The 20,113-nt window shown below is 62.3% G+C and carries 12 protein-coding genes; 8 read left to right on the top strand and 4 right to left on the bottom strand.

Annotated features, from left to right (window positions below; translation table 11 throughout):
* Positions 1-197: 197 nt before the first annotated feature.
* From WMW70_RS09245 to WMW70_RS09230, 4 genes are all read left to right on the top strand, one after another.
* The gene (locus WMW70_RS09245; RefSeq protein ID WP_341437226.1) at positions 198-911 is read left to right on the top strand and encodes a LuxR C-terminal-related transcriptional regulator; all 714 of its coding nucleotides are present in this window, start codon (positions 198-200) and stop codon (positions 909-911) included.
* 217 nt (positions 912-1,128) lie between these two features.
* Positions 1,129-2,850 carry a type I secretion system permease/ATPase gene (locus WMW70_RS09240; RefSeq protein ID WP_341437225.1) on the top strand — a complete coding sequence of 574 codons (1,722 nt, stop codon included), beginning with the start codon at positions 1,129-1,131 and terminating at the stop codon, positions 2,848-2,850.
* Positions 2,843-4,213: an HlyD family type I secretion periplasmic adaptor subunit gene (locus WMW70_RS09235; RefSeq protein WP_341437224.1), complete on the top strand. Its 1,371-nt coding sequence runs from the start codon at positions 2,843-2,845 to the stop codon at positions 4,211-4,213. The genes WMW70_RS09240 and WMW70_RS09235 overlap by 8 nt, the downstream gene beginning before the upstream one ends.
* Before the next feature lie 2 nt (positions 4,214-4,215).
* Complete coding sequence (locus tag WMW70_RS09230) at positions 4,216-5,565, top strand: TolC family outer membrane protein (RefSeq protein ID WP_341437223.1); 1,350 nt, start codon at positions 4,216-4,218, stop codon at positions 5,563-5,565.
* Between the two features lie 379 nt (positions 5,566-5,944).
* Here WMW70_RS09230 and WMW70_RS09225 read toward each other — a convergent pair whose 3' ends face one another.
* Positions 5,945-11,554 (bottom strand): putative Ig domain-containing protein, encoded by a 5,610-nt coding sequence (locus WMW70_RS09225; protein WP_341437222.1) that lies wholly within the window; start codon positions 11,552-11,554, stop codon positions 5,945-5,947.
* A 482-nt stretch (positions 11,555-12,036) separates the two neighbouring features.
* On the opposite strand from WMW70_RS09225, the gene WMW70_RS09220 reads away from it, so the two are divergent.
* Positions 12,037-13,968 (top strand): methyl-accepting chemotaxis protein, encoded by a 1,932-nt coding sequence (locus WMW70_RS09220; protein WP_341437221.1) that lies wholly within the window; start codon positions 12,037-12,039, stop codon positions 13,966-13,968.
* A 284-nt stretch (positions 13,969-14,252) separates the two neighbouring features.
* Here WMW70_RS09220 and WMW70_RS09215 read toward each other — a convergent pair whose 3' ends face one another.
* The 3 genes from WMW70_RS09215 to WMW70_RS09205 all read right to left on the bottom strand — a co-directional run bounded on the left by WMW70_RS09215 (position 14,253) and on the right by WMW70_RS09205 (position 17,158).
* Positions 14,253-14,753 carry a nuclear transport factor 2 family protein gene (locus WMW70_RS09215; RefSeq protein WP_341437220.1) on the bottom strand — a complete coding sequence of 167 codons (501 nt, stop codon included), beginning with the start codon at positions 14,751-14,753 and terminating at the stop codon, positions 14,253-14,255.
* A gap of 143 nt (positions 14,754-14,896) precedes the next feature.
* Positions 14,897-16,054: an alpha/beta hydrolase family protein gene (locus tag WMW70_RS09210; RefSeq protein WP_341437219.1), complete on the bottom strand. Its 1,158-nt coding sequence runs from the start codon at positions 16,052-16,054 to the stop codon at positions 14,897-14,899.
* 189 nt (positions 16,055-16,243) lie between these two features.
* Complete coding sequence (locus WMW70_RS09205) at positions 16,244-17,158, bottom strand: LysR family transcriptional regulator (protein WP_341437218.1); 915 nt, start codon at positions 17,156-17,158, stop codon at positions 16,244-16,246.
* Positions 17,159-17,477: 319 nt separating this feature from the next.
* Between WMW70_RS09205 and WMW70_RS09200 the strand changes: the two genes are divergently transcribed.
* The 3 genes from WMW70_RS09200 (at position 17,478) to WMW70_RS09190 (ending at position 20,084) form a co-directional block, all read left to right on the top strand.
* Positions 17,478-18,416 carry a VOC family protein gene (locus tag WMW70_RS09200; RefSeq protein WP_341437217.1) on the top strand — a complete coding sequence of 313 codons (939 nt, stop codon included), beginning with the start codon at positions 17,478-17,480 and terminating at the stop codon, positions 18,414-18,416.
* Positions 18,417-18,420: 4 nt separating this feature from the next.
* Positions 18,421-18,783, top strand: a complete 363-nt coding sequence (locus WMW70_RS09195) for a Rieske (2Fe-2S) protein (protein WP_341437216.1) — start codon at positions 18,421-18,423, stop codon at positions 18,781-18,783.
* A 176-nt stretch (positions 18,784-18,959) separates the two neighbouring features.
* On the top strand, positions 18,960-20,084 hold the full coding sequence (locus WMW70_RS09190) for an FAD-dependent oxidoreductase (RefSeq protein ID WP_341437215.1): 1,125 nt from the start codon (positions 18,960-18,962) through the stop codon (positions 20,082-20,084).
* Positions 20,085-20,113 lie beyond the last annotated feature (29 nt).

Here is a 20,113-nt window from a genome sequence, read left to right as displayed (position 1 = left end):
TTAGTGCATGCCTGACAAGGCTGCGAGGGGGTGGCTGAGTTGTTTCTTCCTGGTGAAGATAATTTCCCTATAAGAATCAAGGCTCAATCCGCACTAGGGCTTACGCCTAAATAGGTAGGCGTCGAAAGGCATGGAAATTGCTGTCCACGGGACACCACTTACCGACCAGGCGATAACGTCGCTCGAGGAGGAGAACGATGGGAACTGCCGGCCTGATGACGCTACCCGACGAGCGTTCGCGGGCGTCGATTGACGGTTTGACCGAGCGTGAGATTCAGACCCTGGCGCTGATTGCCAACGGCCTGAGCAACAAGCGGATTGCCCGCGACCTGGGCATCAGCGATGCAACGGTCAAGGTTTATGTGCGCAACCTGTTGCGCAAGTTCTGCTTAAACTCGCGTCTGGAGTTGGCGGCCTGGGTTCATCGCAATGACACCCGTCTGGATCGCCGCTCGCTAAGCCCGGTCGCCACGCTAGACAGCGCGGTGGAGCTGCCTGCACCGCTTGCACGGCAGTCAGACCTCCCATTGGGCGGCACTCCGTTGGGCGGCATCCCGTTGGGCGGTCTGCTCGATGAGCTGCCGGGGCTGATCTACCGTGGCGACAACAACCCCAGATGGTCGATGCAGTTCGTCAGCGCCGGCTGCCTGCAACTCACCGGCTATCCAGCCGAATACCTGACCCGCGCCAGCGAGCACAGCTACGGTTCGTTGATCCTCGCCGAATATGCCGACTACATCTGGTACTGCGTGCAGTGCGCCCTGTTGCAGCACGAGCCCTACCAACTGAGCTACCGCATCCGCTGCTCAGACGGGCAGATCAAGGATGTCTGGGAGAAAGGCGTCGGTGTCTACTCCGCGGACGGCGAGGTGCTGGGCGTCGAGGGCGCGATCTTCGAGGTGCAGGGTTAGTCACTTGCCTTGAGCGCATCGTCCCGCCGGTCACCCAGATGCAAACCCACCCCGTCGCGCCGGCACTAACCGCTGGTTGCATGGTCAACAAGGGGCACCGTAACGCCGAGAATCAGGGAAGTCAGGCTACGGTTAGTATTTTCTCCAATGCCTCAGGGCAGAACGCTCGCGATTGATTGCGTCTTGGATCCACTATTCCTTTTGCGGGCGACATCCTATGGGTTTGCTTCTCGATCCTCGGCATGAGATTGATGCCGCTTTATTGCGCTATCGCCGGGTGTTCTGGTCCCTGGCGCTGTTCAGTGGCGTGATCAACCTGCTGGTGCTGGTGCCGGCGCTCTACATGATGCAGGTGTACGACCGGGTTATTACCAGCCGCAACGAAACCACCTTGCTTATGCTCACCCTGATCGTCCTGGGGCTGTTTCTGTTCAGCGCCCTGATCGAATGGGTGCGCGGCGAGGTGATGATTCGCATGAGCGCGGGGCTGGACGAAGCCCTGGGCGAGCGGATTTTCGACGCCGCCTTCGCCCGCAGCCTGCGCGAGCACAATGCCAACCCGGCGCAGGTGCTCAGCGACCTGGCAACGCTGCGCCAGTTGATCACCGGTCAGGGCCTGATCGCCTTGCTCGATGCGCCGTGGTTGCCAATCTTCCTGCTGGTGGCCTTTATCTTTCATCCCTGGTTCGGCATGTTGACGCTGGTTCTGGCCCTGGTGCTGATCGGCCTGGCGCTGTGGGGTGAGCTGGCGACGCGGGCGCCGCTGGGGGAGGCCAATCGCCTGGGTGTGCAGTCGGCGGTCTATGTAAACAGCACCTTGCACAATGCCGAGGTGATTCAGGCCCTGGGCATGCTCGGGCCGCTGCGCCAGCGCTGGAGCCTGCTGCAGCAACGCATCATTGCCGCCCAGGCCCAAGCCAGCGATCGCAGTGCGCGGATTACTTCGGCGAGCCGTTTTGTACGCATCTCCGGCCAGTCGCTGGCTCTGGGCCTGGGGGCCTTGCTGGTGCTCGATGGGCAGTTGTCGGCGGGCATGATGATCGCCATGTCGTTGCTGCTGGGGCGTGCCCTGGCCCCCGTGGAAATCGCCATTGGCTCGTGGAAGCAATTCAACTCAGGTCGCCAGAGTTACCAGCGCCTGAGCCAGTTGCTCGCCCAGCATCCGCGCGAGCAGCTGCGTATGCCATTGCCGCCGCCCAGCGGCGCGATGCGCCTGGAGCAGTTGTATGTCGGCCCGCCCGGTGCCTCGCAACCCACTCTGCGCGGCCTCAATTTCAGCCTGGGCAAAGGCGAAGTACTCGCGGTCGTCGGCCCCAGCGCCAGTGGCAAGTCGACCCTCGCCAGAGCCTTGGTCGGGATATGGCCGGCCATGGGCGGATCGGTGCGTCTGGACGACGCCGAGATCAGCCAATGGTCCCACGACGCCCTGGGGCCCCATCTCGGCTACCTGCCGCAGGACATCGAGTTGTTCGATGGCAGCGTGGCCGACAACATCGCCCGCTTCGGCGAGCAGGATGCCGACAAGATCATCGCCGCCGGCCGGCACGCCGGTATTCACGAGATGATTCTGCGCTTCCCCAAAGGCTACGACACGCCACTGGGCCCCGGCGGGCTTGGCTTGTCGGGCGGCCAGAAACAGCGGATCGGCCTGGCCCGTGCACTTTATGGGCAGCCGTCGCTGATCGTCCTTGATGAGCCCAACTCCAACCTCGACGAGGCCGGCGAGTTGGCGCTGGTGCAGGCTATCAACGTGCTCAAGAGTGCCGGCAGCACCGTGGTATTGATCACCCACCGGCCCAACGTGCTGGCGGTGGTCGACCATATCCTGGTGCTCAAGGACGGCAGCCAACAAGCCTTCGGCCCGCGGGGGCGGGTGCTCAAGGCATTGATGCCGGGGCCCAGATCGGCCGAGTTAAGGGAGGCTGGCGAAGATGCGTGATCTGACTCCGGGTACACACACCTACAGCGAGCAGGGGCTGAGTGTGGGCAGCGCCAATACGCCGCCCAGGGCCAGCACCGACGCCAGTGGTGCCGCGCGCTATGGTGTGGGTTTTGTGCTCCTGACCCTGGGCGGCTTTTTGCTCTGGGCCTTTCTCGCGCCGCTCGATCAGGGGGTTGTGGGCAGCGGCACCGTGGTGGTGGCGGGCGAGCGCAAGGCCGTGCAGTCATTGGTCGGCGGGGTGGTGGAAAAGCTGCTGGTCAGCGATGGCGATCGGGTCAGCCAGGGACAGTTGCTGGTGCAGTTCAATACCGTGCAGGCGCAGTCGCAACTGGACGTGACCCGGGGCAAGTTGCTCAACGACCGCAGCATCGAGGCGCGCTTGACGGCCGAGCGCCTGGGCAGCGCCGAGATCCAGTGGCCCGCTGAACTGCTGGAGCGTGCCGAGGAACCGCGGGTCAAGGCAGCCATGGCCTTGCAGAGCCAGCTGTTTCTGACCCGCCGCGCCGAGCTGGGCAGCCGCTTGCAGATCGTCGAGCACGAAGTGGCGGCCTTGCAGCAGCAATTGCTCGGCTACGAGGGCGTCAAACATAACTACGATGCGCAGATGCGCTTCCAGCAGCAGGAGCTGGGCGGCCTGCGGGATTTGGCCCGAGAAGGCTATGTGCCGCGCAACAAACTCTTCGAAGCCGAGCGCAACGCGGCTCAGCTGGCGGGGCAGATTGCCACCGGCGTAGGCGATGTCGGCAGGACCCGCCAGGCGATCAACGAGAGTCGGCTCAAGGCCTTGCAGGCGCAACAGGAGTTTCGCCGCGATGCCGAAACCCAGCTCAGCGAAGTCTCTGCCGAGGCTGCTGGGTTGGCCGATCAGATCCGTGCCTTGCAGTTTGAGGTCGACAACGGTGCGATCCGCGCGCCGGTGGCCGGGCAGGTCATGGACCTGAGCATTCATACCGTCGGGGGCGTTGCGCAGGCCGGGCAAACCCTTATGCAAGTGGTGCCGCTGGATGCGCCGATGGCCATCACCGCGCGTTTCGAGCCGTTGATGGCCAATAAGTTGCGCCCAGGGCTGCCGGTGCATGTGCATTTCACCGCGCTGCAGCGGGTGGATACGCCGACCATCACCGGCACTGTGACTACGGTGTCGGCTGACCAGTTGATCGACGAACAGACCCACCTGCCGTACTTCTCCGCCAAGGTCGAGATTGCTGCCGACACCGCCGCCTCATTACAGGTCGCTGGACTGCTGGTGCGCCCTGGCATGCTCGCCGATGTCACGGTGGTGACGGGGGAGCGCACCTTCATGAATTACCTGATGAAGCCTTTTCGCGAACGCTTGCTTGTGGCCTTCAAAGAGGAATGAGCATGACCGATCGTTGTCGCTATGGCACCCGTGTGCTGCTAAGCCTGTGTAGCAGTTGCGCGGTGCTCAACCCCGCCTGGGCCAACGAGGCAGGTCTGAGCCTGACGGCCGCGTACGACGCCTCGCGCCTCAACGACCCGACTGTGCAAGCTGCGGCCCATGCCTTCGATGCGTCGCAGCATGAAGAGGCGATTGGCCGCGGCGGCCTCTACCCGCAAGTGTCGCTGACCTCGCGTTACGGCAATGGCGGACGCACCGATGGCGGCGATGACGGCGGTTACGTCAACAGCAACGATTACCAGGCCAACAGCCTCACCCTGGCGGCGCAACAACCGCTCTACGACAAGGGCCGCTGGGCGGCCTATCAGGAGGGCAAGGCCCGCGGTCAACTGGGCAGTCAGCTGTTCGACGTCGCCGACCAGGCCCTCTACGACCGGGTTGCCAAGGGCTATTTCGACGTCGCCCGGGCCGAGAACGAGATCAAGTTGATCGCCCAGCAGAAGGTCGCCATCAACGGCTTGTTTATCCAGAGCAAGAAACTCTTTGAGGGCGGCCAAGGCACGATCACCGATATCGATGAAGCCCAGGCGCGCCTCGATCTGCTGGAGGCCCAGGAGGCCGAAGCCCAGGCCCGCCGCGTGGCTGCGTTGCGAGCGTTGTCCGGGCGCGCCAGTGTGCCCATCGATGATATCCAGCCGATGCGCGAGCAACCCGCCGCCGGCAGCCCGATCCCGCCAGAGCAGGACCTGCCTTACTGGACAGCGATTGCCCGTGAGGCCAGCCCCGAACTGGCGGCCCGGCTGGCGGCGGTGCAAGTGGCCGAGGCCCAGGCCGAAAGTCAGCGCGCCGGGCATTATCCGACCCTGTCGCTGACCACCCAGCTCACCCGCCGGGAAACCCGTCAGTACCAGGAACTCGACCCGCGTCAGGACACCTATTACGTGGGGGTGCAGCTGGATATTCCGCTGTATCGCGGCGGTTCGGTACGCGCCTCGGTGGCCAAGGCCGAAGCCCAACTGGCGGGCGCTCAGTCCGACTACGATGTGCAGCGTCAACAACTGGCCGAGGATATCGAAACCGATTACCTGGGCGTGGTGGCCGGGTTCGCCAAGAGCAAGGCGATGCAGCGGGCGGTGGAATCCAGTCAGCGAGCGCAGACATCGACGGAGAAAGGCTTTCAGGGTGGCGTGCGTTCCACCGTGGATATTCTGGATGCGCAGCAGCGGGTATTTCAGGCCCGTCGCGACCTGCTCAATACCAAGCTCGACATGCTGCAAAGCTATGTGAGCCTGCACACCCACACCGGCCAGATGAACCGAGCGGTCCTGGAGCAGGTGCAAAGCCTGTTTTAACGGGTGGGCGTCATGCAGTGCACATTCTGAATGTGCCTCCGTCATCGCGGGCAAGAACTAGGCGTCCCCGCTGCTCCTACATTTGATCGGTGGTTGTCCTGGATATTTCTGGCGCTGCAAATCCCTTGTAGGAGCGAGCTTGCTCGCGAAAGCGGTGGGTCAGCCTGCATCGATGCTGAATGTGCCTCCGTCATCGCGAGCAAGAACTAGGCGTCCCCGCTGCTCCTACATTTGATCGGCGGTTGTCTTGGATATTTCTGGCGCTGCAAATCCTTTGTAGGAGCGGCGGGGGGCTAACCCTTGCTCGCGAAAGCGGTGGGTCAGTCAGCCTCCATGCCGAATGTACCGCCGCCTTCACGAGCTAGCCCGCTGCCACAGGTCAGGTGAAGTCGCTGGCGTACAGCTCCTTGACGCCCACCAGTTCGATTTCGAATGCGGCACTGGCGTCGGCGTTGACACTGCCGTAGAGGATGCCATCGGCAAAGCGCAACTGGCCGGTAGCGTCGCTGGCAAAGGCACTGCCGCCGATAAATGTAAAGGCGTCGAAGTCGGCGGTCAGCGGGTTGGCGTCCAGGCCGGTGAAGTCCAGTTGGTCGAACTCCGTGCTCTTGAAGCCCTTGATCACATCGCGCAACGCGCCGACGCCCATGTCCGTTAGCGCACCGAACACGTAGGTGTCGGTACCCGTGCCGCCGGTCAGGGTGTCGCTGCCTTCGCCGCCGCTCAGCCGGTCATCGCCTGAACCGCCCACCAGGGTATCGTTGCCGGCACCGCCAATCAGAACGTTTGCGCCGCTGCTACCCGTCAGGCTGTCGGCATAGGCGCTGCCGGTCAGGTTCTCGAAGAACTTCAGGGTATCGAGCCCGGAACCCAGGGTGTTCTGTTGTGCGGAGGTCGAGAGGGTCACGGTGACTCCGGCCATGGCACGTTCAAAGGAGACCGTGTCGTTGCCTTCGCGCCCGTCCAGCAGGTTATTACCGGCTCCGGCGTACAGCATGTTGTCCAGCGCATTGCCCGTGCCGTTGGCGGCGTCGGGGGTATTGATATACAGGTTCTCGACATTGTTGCTGAGCGTATAGGCCGCCAGGCTGCTGTACACGGTGTCGATCCCGCCAGACACCGAGTCGCTGCTGGTTTCAATCACGCTATCTTCGGTGTTGTCGACGTAATAGGTGTCGTTGCCATCGCCACCGCTCATGCTGTCGTCTCCGGCTGCACCATCGATCACGTTGTTGGCGGCATTGCCGGTGATGAAGTTACGCAGTTCATTACCGGTGCCGTCGATGTCCGACACGCCGGTCAGCACCAAATTCTCGACGTTGGCACCCAGCGTCCAGCTGACCGAGGCCTTGACCGTATCGATCTGCGCAGTCGAGGTGTTGGTTTCCACCACGTTGTCGAACACGTTATCGACCACATAGATGTCGTTACCATCACCACCGGTCATCGTGTCGGCACCGAGGTCGCCGTCCAGCGTGTCGTTGCCCGAGCTACCCACCAGGGTGTCCGCCTGGTCGGTACCGGAAATCATTCCGCCTTCGTTTTGTGCCTCGTCGAAGATGTCCTGCACACTGTTGTTATCGTCGGGATTGCCCTGGAAACCCAGGTCATCGGCGATGTAGTCCGCCAGACGCTGGCCGACGATCTCTGCCGATTCCTCATGCAGGTGCCAGACGTCGTCGGGGTACACCAGCGGGTCGACTTCGTAGCGCAAGGGCAGGTCGGTGTAGTCCACCGCCAGTTTCACATCGTCGCGCTCGACGGCGATGTCCTCCTGAACGGCGCGGACATAGCCGACACCCTCGACAATGTCGGCAATCTTTTCTTCCGAATAGCCACGGGCCCGCGCGGCGTCCTGGGCGTAGTGCCCGGTCTCCATCATGTACACGTTGAAACTGCCGAACTGGGCATGCAGGTAATCAAACACCGCCAGCGTTGCGGCCTTGTAGGCCGCCGCTGCCGCGGGCTTGTCGGTGGCGCGGGCGATCTCCTGGGCGGCTTCCTCGCCCTGGCCCCAAACGATGCCCATGGTGACGTTATCGATGGCCTGGAGCTCGCCCAGCTGATCTTGCAACAACGCCACTGCGCGCAATAGCGCCGGCCCGGGTTGGTTGGTGTCGGTCAGCCACCAGCACAATGTGAGTTCCTCTGCACCCAGGGTCGACAGGCCGTTGACGGTGCTGCCGCCCACCGCGATATCGATGCCATTGCCGTCGGCATCAGTGAACTGGCTGCGCACGTCATAGCTGGTGTAGCGGCTCAAGTCGTTGACCAGCATCGAGGTGCCGGACTGATCGTCGTCCTCGGTCATGCGCAGCAGGCGTGCATTGGATTGGCCGAGGGTCGGCAGGTAGAGAATGTCCTGCTGGGCGCGCTCGCCGAACACGAAGTCATCGGCGCTCAGGGTGTCGAGGTGGTTGCCGCTGAGGGCGATTTCGAAGCGATTGCCATTGGCGTCGGCTTCGCTGGATTTGATATAGGTCTTGTCGCCGGCCGAGTTAAGGGCCATGTACAGCGTGCCGTTACTGCCATTGCCGAGGCCGAGAAAGCCCAGGCCGGAGACATCGATCTTGTCGACGCCCGCGGTGAAGTCATAGATCGTATCGGTGGCCGTAACGCCACCGGTGCTGTAGTCACGGTAGCTGTCGAGCACGTCGGTGTAGCGGAAGGTGTCGGCACCGTCGCCGCCATACAACGAGTCGCGTCCTGCGCCACCATCGAGGATGTCCATGCCGGCACCGGCCTTGATGGTGTCGTTACCGTCCAGACCGAGGATCAGGTCCGCGTCCGCCGTACCGCTTAGGGTTTCGCCGTTGTCGGTCCCGGTGATGGTGTTGGCGGGCGCATCGGCGACCGCCAGGGCGAAGCTGTCGCTGACCGAGGCACCTGATGGATCGGTGGCCTTGAGCAACAGGTTGTAATTGCCTGAAGCGGTGCTGGGCGGCGTGCCGGTGAAGGTCAGGTTGGCGGCATTGAAACTCAGCCACGCGGGCAGGGCGCTGCCGTCGGCCAGGGTCGCTGTGTAGGTCAGTACATCCTGATTGGCGTCGCTGAAACTGTCGGAGGCAACGGTGTAGGTGAATGGCGAGTTTTCAGTAGCGTTCTGGTCGAGGAGGGGGATGACCACCACCGGTGCCACGTTGCTGGCGGTGTTCTGATCGTCGAATACGAAATGGCTGGCCGTCAGGCTGTTGGCCAGGTTACCCGCCAGCGATACTTCGAAGCGATTGCCGTTGGCGTCGAAATTGTAGTCCTTGAGATAGGTGCGGTTGGTCGAGGCGCTGTAGGTCACCAGCAGCGTGCCATCCTGGCCATTACCCAGGCCGGTGTAGCCGAGCGCCGACACATCGATCCTGTCGGCGGCCACGTCGAAGTCGAGGATCAGGTCACTGGAGCTGGTGCTACTGGAGCGGTAACTGTCGAGCGCCGAGGTGTAGCGGAATACGTCGGCACCCGCACCACCGGTAAGTTTGTCCGCACCCGTGCCGCCCACCAGAATGTCATTGCCGGCACCGCCATCAAGGGTGTCGTTGCCGGCACCACCGTACAGCTGCTCGTTGGCCGCGGTGCCGGTCAGCGTATCGCTGTTCGGCGTGCCATTGAGCACAATGGGGGCACCGGGCACATCCTGCACCGCAAGGGTAAAGCTGTCGCTGACGGTCGCGTTGCTGCCGTCGGTCGCGGTGACCTGGATGGCATAAGTGCCCGAGGCCGTGTTGCTGGGTGTACCGCTGAAGGTACGACTGGCGGCATCGAAGAGCAGCCAGTCGGGCAGGGCGCTGCCATTGGCCAGCGTGGCGGTGTAGCTGAGGCTGTCGTTGTCCGGGTCGGTGAAGCTGGTGGCCGGCACCACGTAGTTGAATGGGGTGTTTTCGGTCGCGTTCTGATCCAGCAGCGGCGTGGCCAGCACCGGTGCCTGGTTGGTCGGCGACGAAGCGGTGAAGACAAAATTGGCGCTGGTCAGCGTGTCGAGGTAATTGCCGTCCAGCGCTACTTCGAAGCGGTTGCCATCGGCGTCGGCGTCCAGCGATTTGATGTAGGTCTTGGTGCCGGCACTGTTGAGCGCCACATATACGCTGTCATTCCTGCCGTCGCCGAGGCCAGTGAAGCCCATGGCGGAGAGGTCGATCTTGTCGGCGGTGACATCGAAGTCGGTGATCACATCACCGAGGTCGGCACCGTCTGGGTTGTAGTTGCGGTAACTGTCCAGGCGGTTGGAGAACACGAAAGTATCCGCGCCGGTGCCGCCGGTGAGGGTGTCCACGCCGGCACCGCCGTCGAGCCTGTCATCGCCCGCGCCGCCACTGAGGCTGTCGTTGCCGTCGAGGCCGAGCAGGGTATCGGCCGCTTCACTGCCCAGCAGCGAGTCGCTGCCGCTGGTGCCGGTGATTACCCGGTTGAAGATGAAGTTGCTGGCGGTCAGGGTCTCGGTCAGGTTGCCCGAGAGAATCAGCTCGAAACGATTGCCGCTGGCGTCAGCGTCGTAGTCCTTGATGTAGGTGCGATCGCTGCTATCGCTGTAGCTGATCTGCAGCGTGCCGCCACGGCCGTTGCCCAGGCCGGTGAAGCCCAGTCCGGCGAGGTCGATCTTGTCCTGGGTAACATCGAAATCGGTGATGGTGTCATTGAAGCTGGTGGTGGCGTTGCGGTAACTGTCTGACTGGCTGGCGAAGCGAAAGGTATCGGCCCCGTTGCCGCCGGTGAGCCCGTCGAGGCCCGCGCCGCCCACCAGGATGTCGTCACCCGCGCCGCCATCGATGCTGTCGTTGCCGGCACCGCCGTAGAAAATCTCGTTGGCGCTGCTGCCTAGCAGGGTGTCATCGCCAGCCGTGCCTTGTACGGTGGTGGTCGGCACCGTGGCGCTGACATAGCTACCGTCGCCATAAACCAGCGTGTCACCCTTGCTGGTGTGACCGATGGTGTTGCCGATGATCGCGTTGCGATCGGTGCCGTCTTCGTTGCGCTCGGCGACGCCGTAGGTCGATAGATCACTGCCGCTGATGATGTTGCCCTGGATAAGGTTGTCGCTGCCGTTGAAGTATCGGCCGGACACACCCAGGGTGTCGTCGTAGGACTGGATGATGATTTCCGCTACCGGGTTGCCCAGGGAGTTGTTGTTGAGCGTGTTGTCGGTCACTTCGACGTGGGTGCTGCCGTAGATGCGAATCCCGGCGCTGCCGTTGTCGTGAATATCGACGCCGCTGACGGTCACGTAGCTGGACAGCTTGATCAGTATGCCTTCGCCGCCGTTGCCATACACCTCGCCACCGGTAATGGTGATGTTGCTGGGGGAGGGGATATCCTCGCTGCCGCGCTGCACCACAATGCCATTGGCACCGTTGTCGTAGGCAAGGTTATTGGTCATGGTGAAATCGTGGGTGCTGGTAACAACGTTGAAGCCGTGACGGTCGTTGTTGTAGGCGATGTTGTTTTCGAAGGTGCTGTTGCTGAGGAAGTCGGCAACGAAGCCATCGAGGCCGTTGCCGTGGGCCACGCTGTTCTTGATGACCATGTTGACGGTCTGCTCGTGGGGGTCGAAACCGTACCCGGAGCAATCCTTGATCTCGACGCTGTCGAGGGTGACGTTGGAGTCGTAGGCTTCCTGGCCGGGAATAAACCCGTTGAACCAACCGTCGATCTTGCCCGTGGTGGCGTCGCGGTTGCCGTCGATGGTGAGGTGGCTGACACCGAAGTCGTGGGTTTCCTCACCGTAGGCCGAGCGGATGATGCCGGTGATCTTGGTGTCGGAGCCGTCGGCCACTTTGACAGTGGTTTCACCCATGCCGTCGCCGTACAGATAGACGTTACTTTTCAGCATCAAACAGCCGTCGGATGGTTCCGCGCCGGCCGAAACGATATAGATCCCGGTGGGCATATACACCTGTCCGCCGCCTGCCGCGGCCGCCGCATCAATCGCGCTTTGTATGGCCGCCGTGTCGTCGCTGATGCCATCTCCTCTGGCACCAAAATCTTGTACGTTGAAAATCATGCACTTATCTCCATATCGGGCTTAAACCACGGCATATGCCAATGTTCCATCGGCGGCTACGGTGATAAGACCCAACGGAGCGAAAAAGTTGTGACCGCATATCGGAAAGTGTCAAAAATACAGCAAACCGATGCGTGACAAAACAAAATCGACGTTATGTTGACGGACTGTTGGGCGTCTAGCGATGCTCTTGTAGGAGCGAGCCTGCTCTCTCAAGGCGGGGTGGCTGGACGCTTATGACAGCCTGACGCGATGGCTTTGCGCCCAGTTTCGGACCGACGAAGCCGTCCTGCCCAGCCTCCTACGCTTCAAACGATCAGCATCGTGCTTGCCGATACCTACTAGTGAGGGACGCGATTGGTGCTGCCAGTCCGTGGCTGGCTAAGGTTGTTCCCCGCCGCGCCGCTCGAGCAGCGAACTCCGCGGAGATTGAACGATGTTGTCGCCACTCGGGTGGCGTTCACTCTGGGCGAGGGTAATGGATGTCTGTATTCAGTCGTGTGCTCGGTAATCTGTCGGTAGGTGCCAAGTTGTCGCTGGGTTTTGGCCTGGTGTTGCTGTTCACCCTGGGAGTGGCGGTTACCGCCTTTCATTCTCTTGGTGTGCTGCAGGCGCGTAGCGAGCAATCGCGTGTCGAAGCTTCTATTCAAGCGCTGATCCTGCAAGCGCGGATCGCCGAGAAAGAGTTTGCCCTGACCCTGGCTTTGCAGCCGATGCAGCAGGTACGCGGGGCTGTCGATGGGTTAAACCGGCAACTCGACCTCAGCCGCGATGACAGTGCCGGTCAGGCTGCCATGCGCAGCGCGGGCAGCGCCTATCTAGAGCAATTTCTCGGTTATGCCGACGCGCTGCGGCAGGCCCGTGAAGCGCGTTTGCGCATGCAGGCACTGGCGCAGACAGCGGGCGACAGTTTCACCCTGCTGTTCCTCGATCAGCTGGATGCTCTCAACGCGCAATTGGAGCAGGGCATATCTCCGAGCAGTGAGCAGATGGTTGTGCTGGAGCAGATCGCCGCCCTGCGCGACAAGCTGGTCACGCTGCGCGACAGCGAGCTGTATTACTCGCTGGACGGCGAGGAGCGCTATCGCGATGACTGGGAGATGAGCATGAGCGACCTGCTGTCTGCCATGCAGGCGCTGGATCTCGGCGACCAGGACCAGGAGTCGCTGAAAGGCGCGCGCACCGCCCTCGACGATTATCGCAAGGCCTTCGAGCAGTTCGTCGCCAGCCGCGGACAGAGCGCCCGCAGTAGCACGGCGATGAACAGCCAAACCGTGCAGGTCAGCGAGCTGCTGGCCCAGGCCGATCAGCGGCAGACGCAGGCAATTGCGCATGACAACCTGAATGCCCAGCGTCAGCTCGGGCTGATCACGTTGTTGGCGCTGGCCCTGGGTATCGGTGCCAGCCTGCTGATTCGTCAGCTGATCCTGCAGCCGCTGCGTCAGGCCGTGCAATTGGCTCAGCGGGTGGCGGCGGGTGATCTGAGCAATGCGCTGGACAGTGGCGCGCGGCGCGATGAACTTGGTCAGTTGCTCGACACCGTGGGCAGCATGCTCTGCAGCCTGCGTGGGCTGGTCGGGCGTATCGGCAGTGGCGTCGGCCAGCTCAACGGTACGGCCGCCAGCCTGGTCGAGGTGATCGAGCGCAACAGCCGTGGCGTCGAACAGCAACGCCAGGAGACCGAAATGGCCGCCACCGCCATGCAGCAGATGAGCGCCACCGCTCAGGACGTCGCGCGCAACGCCGGCGAGGCCAACGATGCAGTGGCCCAGGCCGATAACCAGGCGCGCGAGGGCGATGAACTGGTGCGTCAGGCCGGTAGCAAGATCGACCATTTGGCCGTGGAAATGGCCGGCTGTGCCGAAGCCATGCAATCGTTGCTGAGCGAAAGCGTAGCAATTGGTGCTGTGCTTGATGTGATCAAAGCGGTGGCCGAGCAGACCAATCTGCTGGCGCTCAACGCGGCCATTGAAGCTGCGCGCGCCGGTGAGCATGGCCGCGGCTTTGCCGTGGTGGCCGATGAAGTGCGTGGCCTGGCGCGGCGCACGCAAAGCTCCACCAAAGAAATCGAAGGGCTGATCGGCCGCCTGCGCGGCGTCGCCCACCAGGCCGCCGAACGCTTGCTGGGCAGCCATGCATTGACCGATGAAACGGTGATTTTGGCCGGTCAGGCATCCCAGGCACTGGCGCGGATCACCCATGCGGTGTCCAGCATCGAGCAGATGAACCAGCAGATTGCCGCGGCTGCCGAGCAGCAGAGCGTGGTGGCCGAGCAGGTCAGCCAGAGCATGACGCGGGTACGCCAAGTGGCCGAGGACAGCGCGCGGGAAAGTCTGCAGCTGCAGGGCTCGACGACCGAGTTGCAGCGGGTCGGCGGTGAGCTGAATGCGGCAGTCGGGCACTTCCGGACCTGAAGTGGTTAATGGGGAGTGCATCGGCGTAATGGCGGATAATTAGAACGCACATCCTGCAAAAACGCGGCGGTGAACAGGCCGTGCGCGCCGAAGGTTTTGCCACCCAGGTCTGGGTGCGTGGTGCGCAGGGCTGGCAGAGCAGCTTGTTCTGTACCCCCCGTTCGTCAAGTTGAAAGCCATGCTCCTGAAGGCAAAAAACGCCGAACAGGTTGGCGTTTCTATCGGGGGGCACATGTTCTCGTCAATCTGGCCAGCGGGGAGTTGCTTGCACAGTATTTTCCACTTCAGGGCCTGGAGGTCGGCGCTGTGGCGCGTGGACCGATGCCCAGCGATCCGAAGAACACAGCGGTGGGCTCATCCGCGAAATCAGGTATGAAGTGAAAGGCCTTGATTCGGCCATCTGAGATGCGAACCACGTCTTGACCGAGAATACGTTCGACTCCGACGCGCTTTGCCAGCGTACTGCGCAGCTCCAGTGTAGCGGTCACAACTTCGCCTGCCACCTGACTGCGTACCACACGGATGTGGCCCTCAGGGGCTACGACCGTGGTCTCGATGTAGTGCAAGAGGCATGACGGGTTATCCATCTCGGGGCTGCAGCCAACGAAGTCCGAGCGCTCGACATCCGGGGCGATGAGATCGCGAATAGCCGTCATGTCGCCGGCGTTGGCGGCGACGACGTAGCGGTCGAAGACCTCGGTCGGGGAAGGGGCTGCCAGTGCTGAGGTGGCAGTGCCGAGAAGGATGGTTCCGTAGAGGCAACTGCGAAGGGAGTACTTGAACATAATATCCTCGATAAAAGGGGGGCGGTTCTGCTACCCAGTTGGCACCGGCTCGGGCTCCAGAATAATTCGTAGCCTTCATTCGGTCTCGATGAGCTGCTGAGTGGCTTTATCAACCACATCGCAGACGGGCTCGTACAAGGGGGCTAGGCGGTGCGGCCACCCAGGATCTCGGCCACCCAGTCGGCGATGTAGTGGCCGGCGTTGATGCTGTTGTCGAAGCTGGAATGCTGCACGCCGCCTTCACGCTCGGTGAATATCTTCAGCTCGCGCTTGGGGCTGTTGACCAGCTGTTCGTAGGTGCGTTCGGCCCATTTCAGCGGGATCTGCGAGTCCTTGGAGCCATGGGTCACCAGGAATGGCACCTTGATCCGGTCCAGCACGCCGTCCAGGTGCACGTTTTCGGCGATGGTCAGGAACTCGTCCATATCCTTGGCACCCCATACCCACTGCACGTGAGCCCAGTAGTGCGGCACCGGGAGGCTGCCTTCCTTATCCAGGCGGCGCTTCTGCACGTCGCGCCAGTCGTGGTTGGCACCCCAGACCACGCCGCAAGCGAAGCGCGGCTCGAAGGCCACGGCGCGCGGGCAGTAGTAGCCGCCCAGGGACACGCCTTCCATGCCAATGCGCTTGGCATCGACATCGCTGCGAGTCTCCAGCCAGTCGACCACTCGGCTGGCCCAGTGCTCGCTGTCGTAACGGGCGGTCAGATTGTGCAGGCGCAGCGCCTCGCCAGTGCCGGGTTGATCGATGATCAGCGAGGATACGCCGCGCTTGGCCAGCCAGGCCGGCAGGCCGACGCGGTACTTCATTTCCTTGGTCGAATCGAGGCCGTTGACTTGCAGCAGGATCGGTGCCGGGCCGTCCACGCCCTCGGCGCGCACCAGCAGGCCGGAAATATGCGCACCCTCGTAGGGGATTTCCACCCGTTCGCAGTTTTCTTTGGCCAGTTCAACCCCGCGGGCGAAGGTCTGCAGCACGCGCTGATACAGCGCCTCGCGGCCTGGCGCGCCATGGGCCTGCAGGCGCTCGCAGGTGAGGTAGTAGGTAGAGGCGCGGTTGTACTTCTCGCCGGCTGAAAACAGGCGGCCGGCGGCTTCGTCTTCTTCGGCCAGGCCGCACAGCTTGTCGGCCATCTTCGCCCAGGTTTCGCGGAAGGCTGCGGTGCCGGCGGCATCGGGCTGCTTGGCGGCTTCGACCAGCGGTTTGCACATCTCTTCGATTTCGCCGATGCGGGCACCCATCTCAATAGCCAGGTTGACGGAAAGGTCCCAGACGTAATTGGTGGGAAAGTAACGGAACATTCTTATTGTCCTTTTCGTAGTGGCAGGTTGGCGCTGTATGCGGGCATGCAAAGCCCACCAGCGGCGTTTGCCGAACACGTTAAGGAGGGGTCAGCTATTTGGCCAATCGTGAGTCGGGATGCGAGGTATCGTGAAACGAGATAGCTAGTCGGCATGGACGAGCCTGTCGGTTGCAGCGCACCACTGTTCTCAGTTTTGCTCTAGGTCATTGATAAACGCACTGATCCGCTCGCGCAGCCAGCCATGCATCGGGTCTCTGTCCATGGTGCGGTGCCACAGCATAAACTCACGCATGACGGGGATCTTCACCGGCGTCTGAAGGATGCGCAGCGGCAGGTGTGCGGCGTACAGACGGGCCAGGCGCTGGTGCATGGTGGCGATGCGTTGGGTGCCGACGATCAGCTGGGGCAGGGTGTTGAAATCGTTGGTGATCACTTCCAGTCGACGATTGAAGCCGTATTGGTTCATAAACCAGTCCTCGATGCTCATGTGCCGGGTGCGGCCGAACCCCACTGAGACATGGCCCATGTCCATGTACTGCTCCAGGGTCAGGTGGTCGCCGACCTGGGGGTTAGCATCCCACACCACGCACACATGCTCTTCCTCGAACAGCAGCTGCGAGGGATGGCCTTCGAGGATGTAACGCTCGGGCACGATCATCAGGTCGACCTCACCGCGTATCAGCAGTTCGCCAGAGTTGTCTCCGGGTGCAAGCAACTCGAAGGTGATGTGCGGGGCTTCCTGGTGGATCCGCTGGATCACCCGGGCCAGCAGGACGCTGATCAGGTAATCCGAGGTCACCATTCGGAAATGGCGTTTGCTGGTGGGCGGGTTGAACACCGGTTTGGCGGTGATCGACGACTGAATGGTCAGCAGCACGTCGCGTACCGGCGTGACCAGTTCCAGGGCGTAGGGGGTGGGCTGCATCTTGCGCCCAACCTGCACCAACAGATCGTCTTCAAAGTAGCTGCGCAGGCGACCGAGTACGCCACTGGTGGCGGATTGGGTCATGTGCAGGCGTTCGGCGGCACGGGTGATGTTCTGCTCTTCAAGCAGCACATCGAGCGCCACCAGGAGGTTGAGATCCAGGTGGTTGAAGCGCATGGCAGTCTCGCATCTTGTATTTATTTTCGAGATACCTTCCTGCTGATCCATTACGGCGTCAACCCCGTGCTGAGCGTTAATCGCCCACTTCTCGCCCCTGCATTTGTTCTCTTCAGGTATCGCGTTTGCCGATAGGTCGCATCCCAACAAGCGATTAGTCAGCGACATACCGACGCGGCAATCTGGCCGCCAGTCGGTTAGCCATGACGCTTATACCGGCTCCACCTCTGGATACCCGTTCCACTCTGCCATGCGCTTTCGCGCTTGCAGGCTCACGCTGCCGGGGCGTCCACAGAATAATTTCAATGGAGTGGTAAGCATGAACATCATTGGCCTTGACGCCCTGATCTTTGGCGTTGATGACATTCAAGCCTGTAGCGATTTCCTGCGTGACTATGGCCTGCAGCCGGTCGATGCGAACGATCAGGGTGGGCGCTTCGAAGCCCTCGATGGCACCGCAGTAATTATCCGTCGCGCCGACGATGCCAGTCTGCCGGCTGCCATCGCCCCGGCACCATCGATTCGTGAAACCGTCTATGGCGTGGCCAGCGCGGCTGACCTCGACGCCATTGCCGACGAACTGGGGCGTGATCGCCCGGTCACGCGTGACGCCAATGGCGTGCTGCATAGTGTCGACGACATGGGGTTTGCCATCGCCTTTCAGGTCAGCGTGCGTCGCGCGTTCAGTGCGCCAGCCGATTTGACCAACGCGCCGGGCCACGCGCCGCAGCGTCCGCTCAACCAGCCGGCCGTCACTGTGGATATGCAGGCTCTGCCGCGTAGCCTGTCGCATGTGGTGTATTTCGTGCCGGACGCGGCCAAGGCCGAGGCCTTCTATCAGCGCCTGGGCTTCGTCACCACCGACAGCTTTATCGGTGCCGGGCCGTTTATGCGTCCGGCTGGCTCCGATGATCATCACTGCCTATTCATGATTCAAACCCCTGCGCATATGAAGGGCTGCGAGCACTTCACCTTCCACATGGGCAGCGGCACCGAAGTACTGCTCGCCGGGCGGCGTTTCGAAGAGAAGGGCTGGGCCAGTTTCTGGGGCCCGGGCCGTCACCTCTTTGGTTCCAACTGGTTCTGGTACTTCAACAGCCCGCTGGGTTGCCACGTCGAATACGACGCCGACATGGACAAGCACGACGACGCCTGGGCCGCGCGCACCGCGCCGCTATCGGCGGATAGCTCGCAACTGTTCCTGTTCACCTCCAAGGAAAAGTGGGCTCCGGGTGGTCCGCCGCCGAAGCAGGCCTGAGTCGGTGAGTCACGCCGCTATCGCGTTGTGCCTGCTGGATGAGCTGGTCGAGGGTCAGGCTCGTGGGTTCGACCCGTTGCATACGGGGAGAGACAGCCTGTTTGCCCTGCGCCACAGCGGCGAAGTACGGGTTTACCGCAATAGCTGCCCGCATCTGGATGTGCGCCTGGAGTACCGCAAGGATCGATTTCTCTCTGCCGATGGCAGTCGCATCGTCTGTTACGCCCATGGCGCGCAGTTTCTGCCGGACAGCGGTCTGTGTGTTTACGGGCCCTGCCTGGGCGAGCGCCTGAGCGCTCTGCGATGGCATCTGGACGACGGTTGGTTGGTGCTGGAGGCGGGCCAGTTAGCAGCGTGTGAGCGGTAGAAGGGGTATCGCGTTTGACGATACATCCCATCCCTACAAGCGATTAGTCAAACCTCTGCTTTGCCGGGAAAGTGAGCATCACGCGGCAGCAGTTGAAGCAACAACGCCCGGCAACGAAACCTGAATCGTTCCGGCAAAACGCTAGCCCGAATCACAAGAACAAGAGTGAGACAGCCATGAATGCAGTGAACAAGGTTCTCGTTGTGGGTGGTGGTATCGGTGGTCTGTGTGCCGCCATCGCCCTGCGTCGCAAGGGCATCGAGGTCGACCTGATCGAGCTCAAGGCCGAGTGGACGGTGTACGGCGTCGGCATCATCCAGCAGAGCAACGTGGTGCGCGAGATGGCCAAGCTGGGTGTGCTCGATGGCTACCTGGACGCCGCCTTCGCCTTTGAAGATGTGAGCATCAACACCACTGACGGCCAGCCGCTGGTGCGTATTCCCGGCCAGCGCCTGGCTGGCCCCGAGTACCCGGCCAACGTCGGTATCTCGCGCCTGGCCCTGCATCAGGTGCTCAGCGAAACGGCTATCGAGCTCGGCGCCTCGGTACGCCTTGGGCTTAGCGTGGAAACTCTGGTGGAAGAGGGCGAGGCTGTCGATGTGCTGTTCACCGATGGCAGCCGTGGCCGCTACGACCTGGTGATCGGTGCCGATGGCCTGTTCTCCAAGGTGCGTAGCCTGCTGTTCGGCGACAAGTACCAGCCGCGCTTCACCGGCCAGTCGGTGTGGCGCTACAACTTCCCGCGTCCGGCCGAGATCGATCACCTGGCCAACTTCCAGGGGCCTGCCGGCAATGCCGGACTGGTGCCGCTGGCCGACAACCTTATGTATATGTTCGTCACCTCCCATGAGCCAGGTAATCCGCGGATGGACAGCGACAGCCTGGCCGCGGAGATGCGCAAGCGGCTGAGCGGTTTCGGCGGCCTGATCGGCGAGCTGCGCGAGCAGATCAGCGACAGCAGCCAGGTGGTCTACAAGCCGCTTGAAGTGGTGTTCGTCAGCGAGCCCTGGTACCGCGGCCGCGTGTTGCTGATCGGCGATGCCGCCCATGCCGCCACTCCGCACCTGGGCCAGGGTGCTGGCATGGCCATCGAAGATGCCGTGGTGCTCGGCGAAGAACTGACCGCCGGCGGCAGCATCGAGCAGCAGCTCGAGCGCTTCATGGCACGCCGCTACGAGCGCTGCAAATACATCGCCGAGAGTTCGATTCTGGCCGGCGACAAGGAAATCGCCCACGACCACAGTTTTGACCGTATCGGTCTGGTCAAGCAGATGCTCCAGGTCACGGCCGAGCCTATTTGAGTAGGTGCGGAATCCCGCGTGCAGCCGGT

Origin of the sequence: Pseudomonas sp. XK-1 (assembly GCF_038069885.1) — a bacterium.
Taxonomy (GTDB): domain Bacteria; phylum Pseudomonadota; class Gammaproteobacteria; order Pseudomonadales; family Pseudomonadaceae; genus Aquipseudomonas.
Note: the sequence above shows the minus strand (reverse complement) of the source record. Positions and strands in the feature narration are given on the sequence as shown.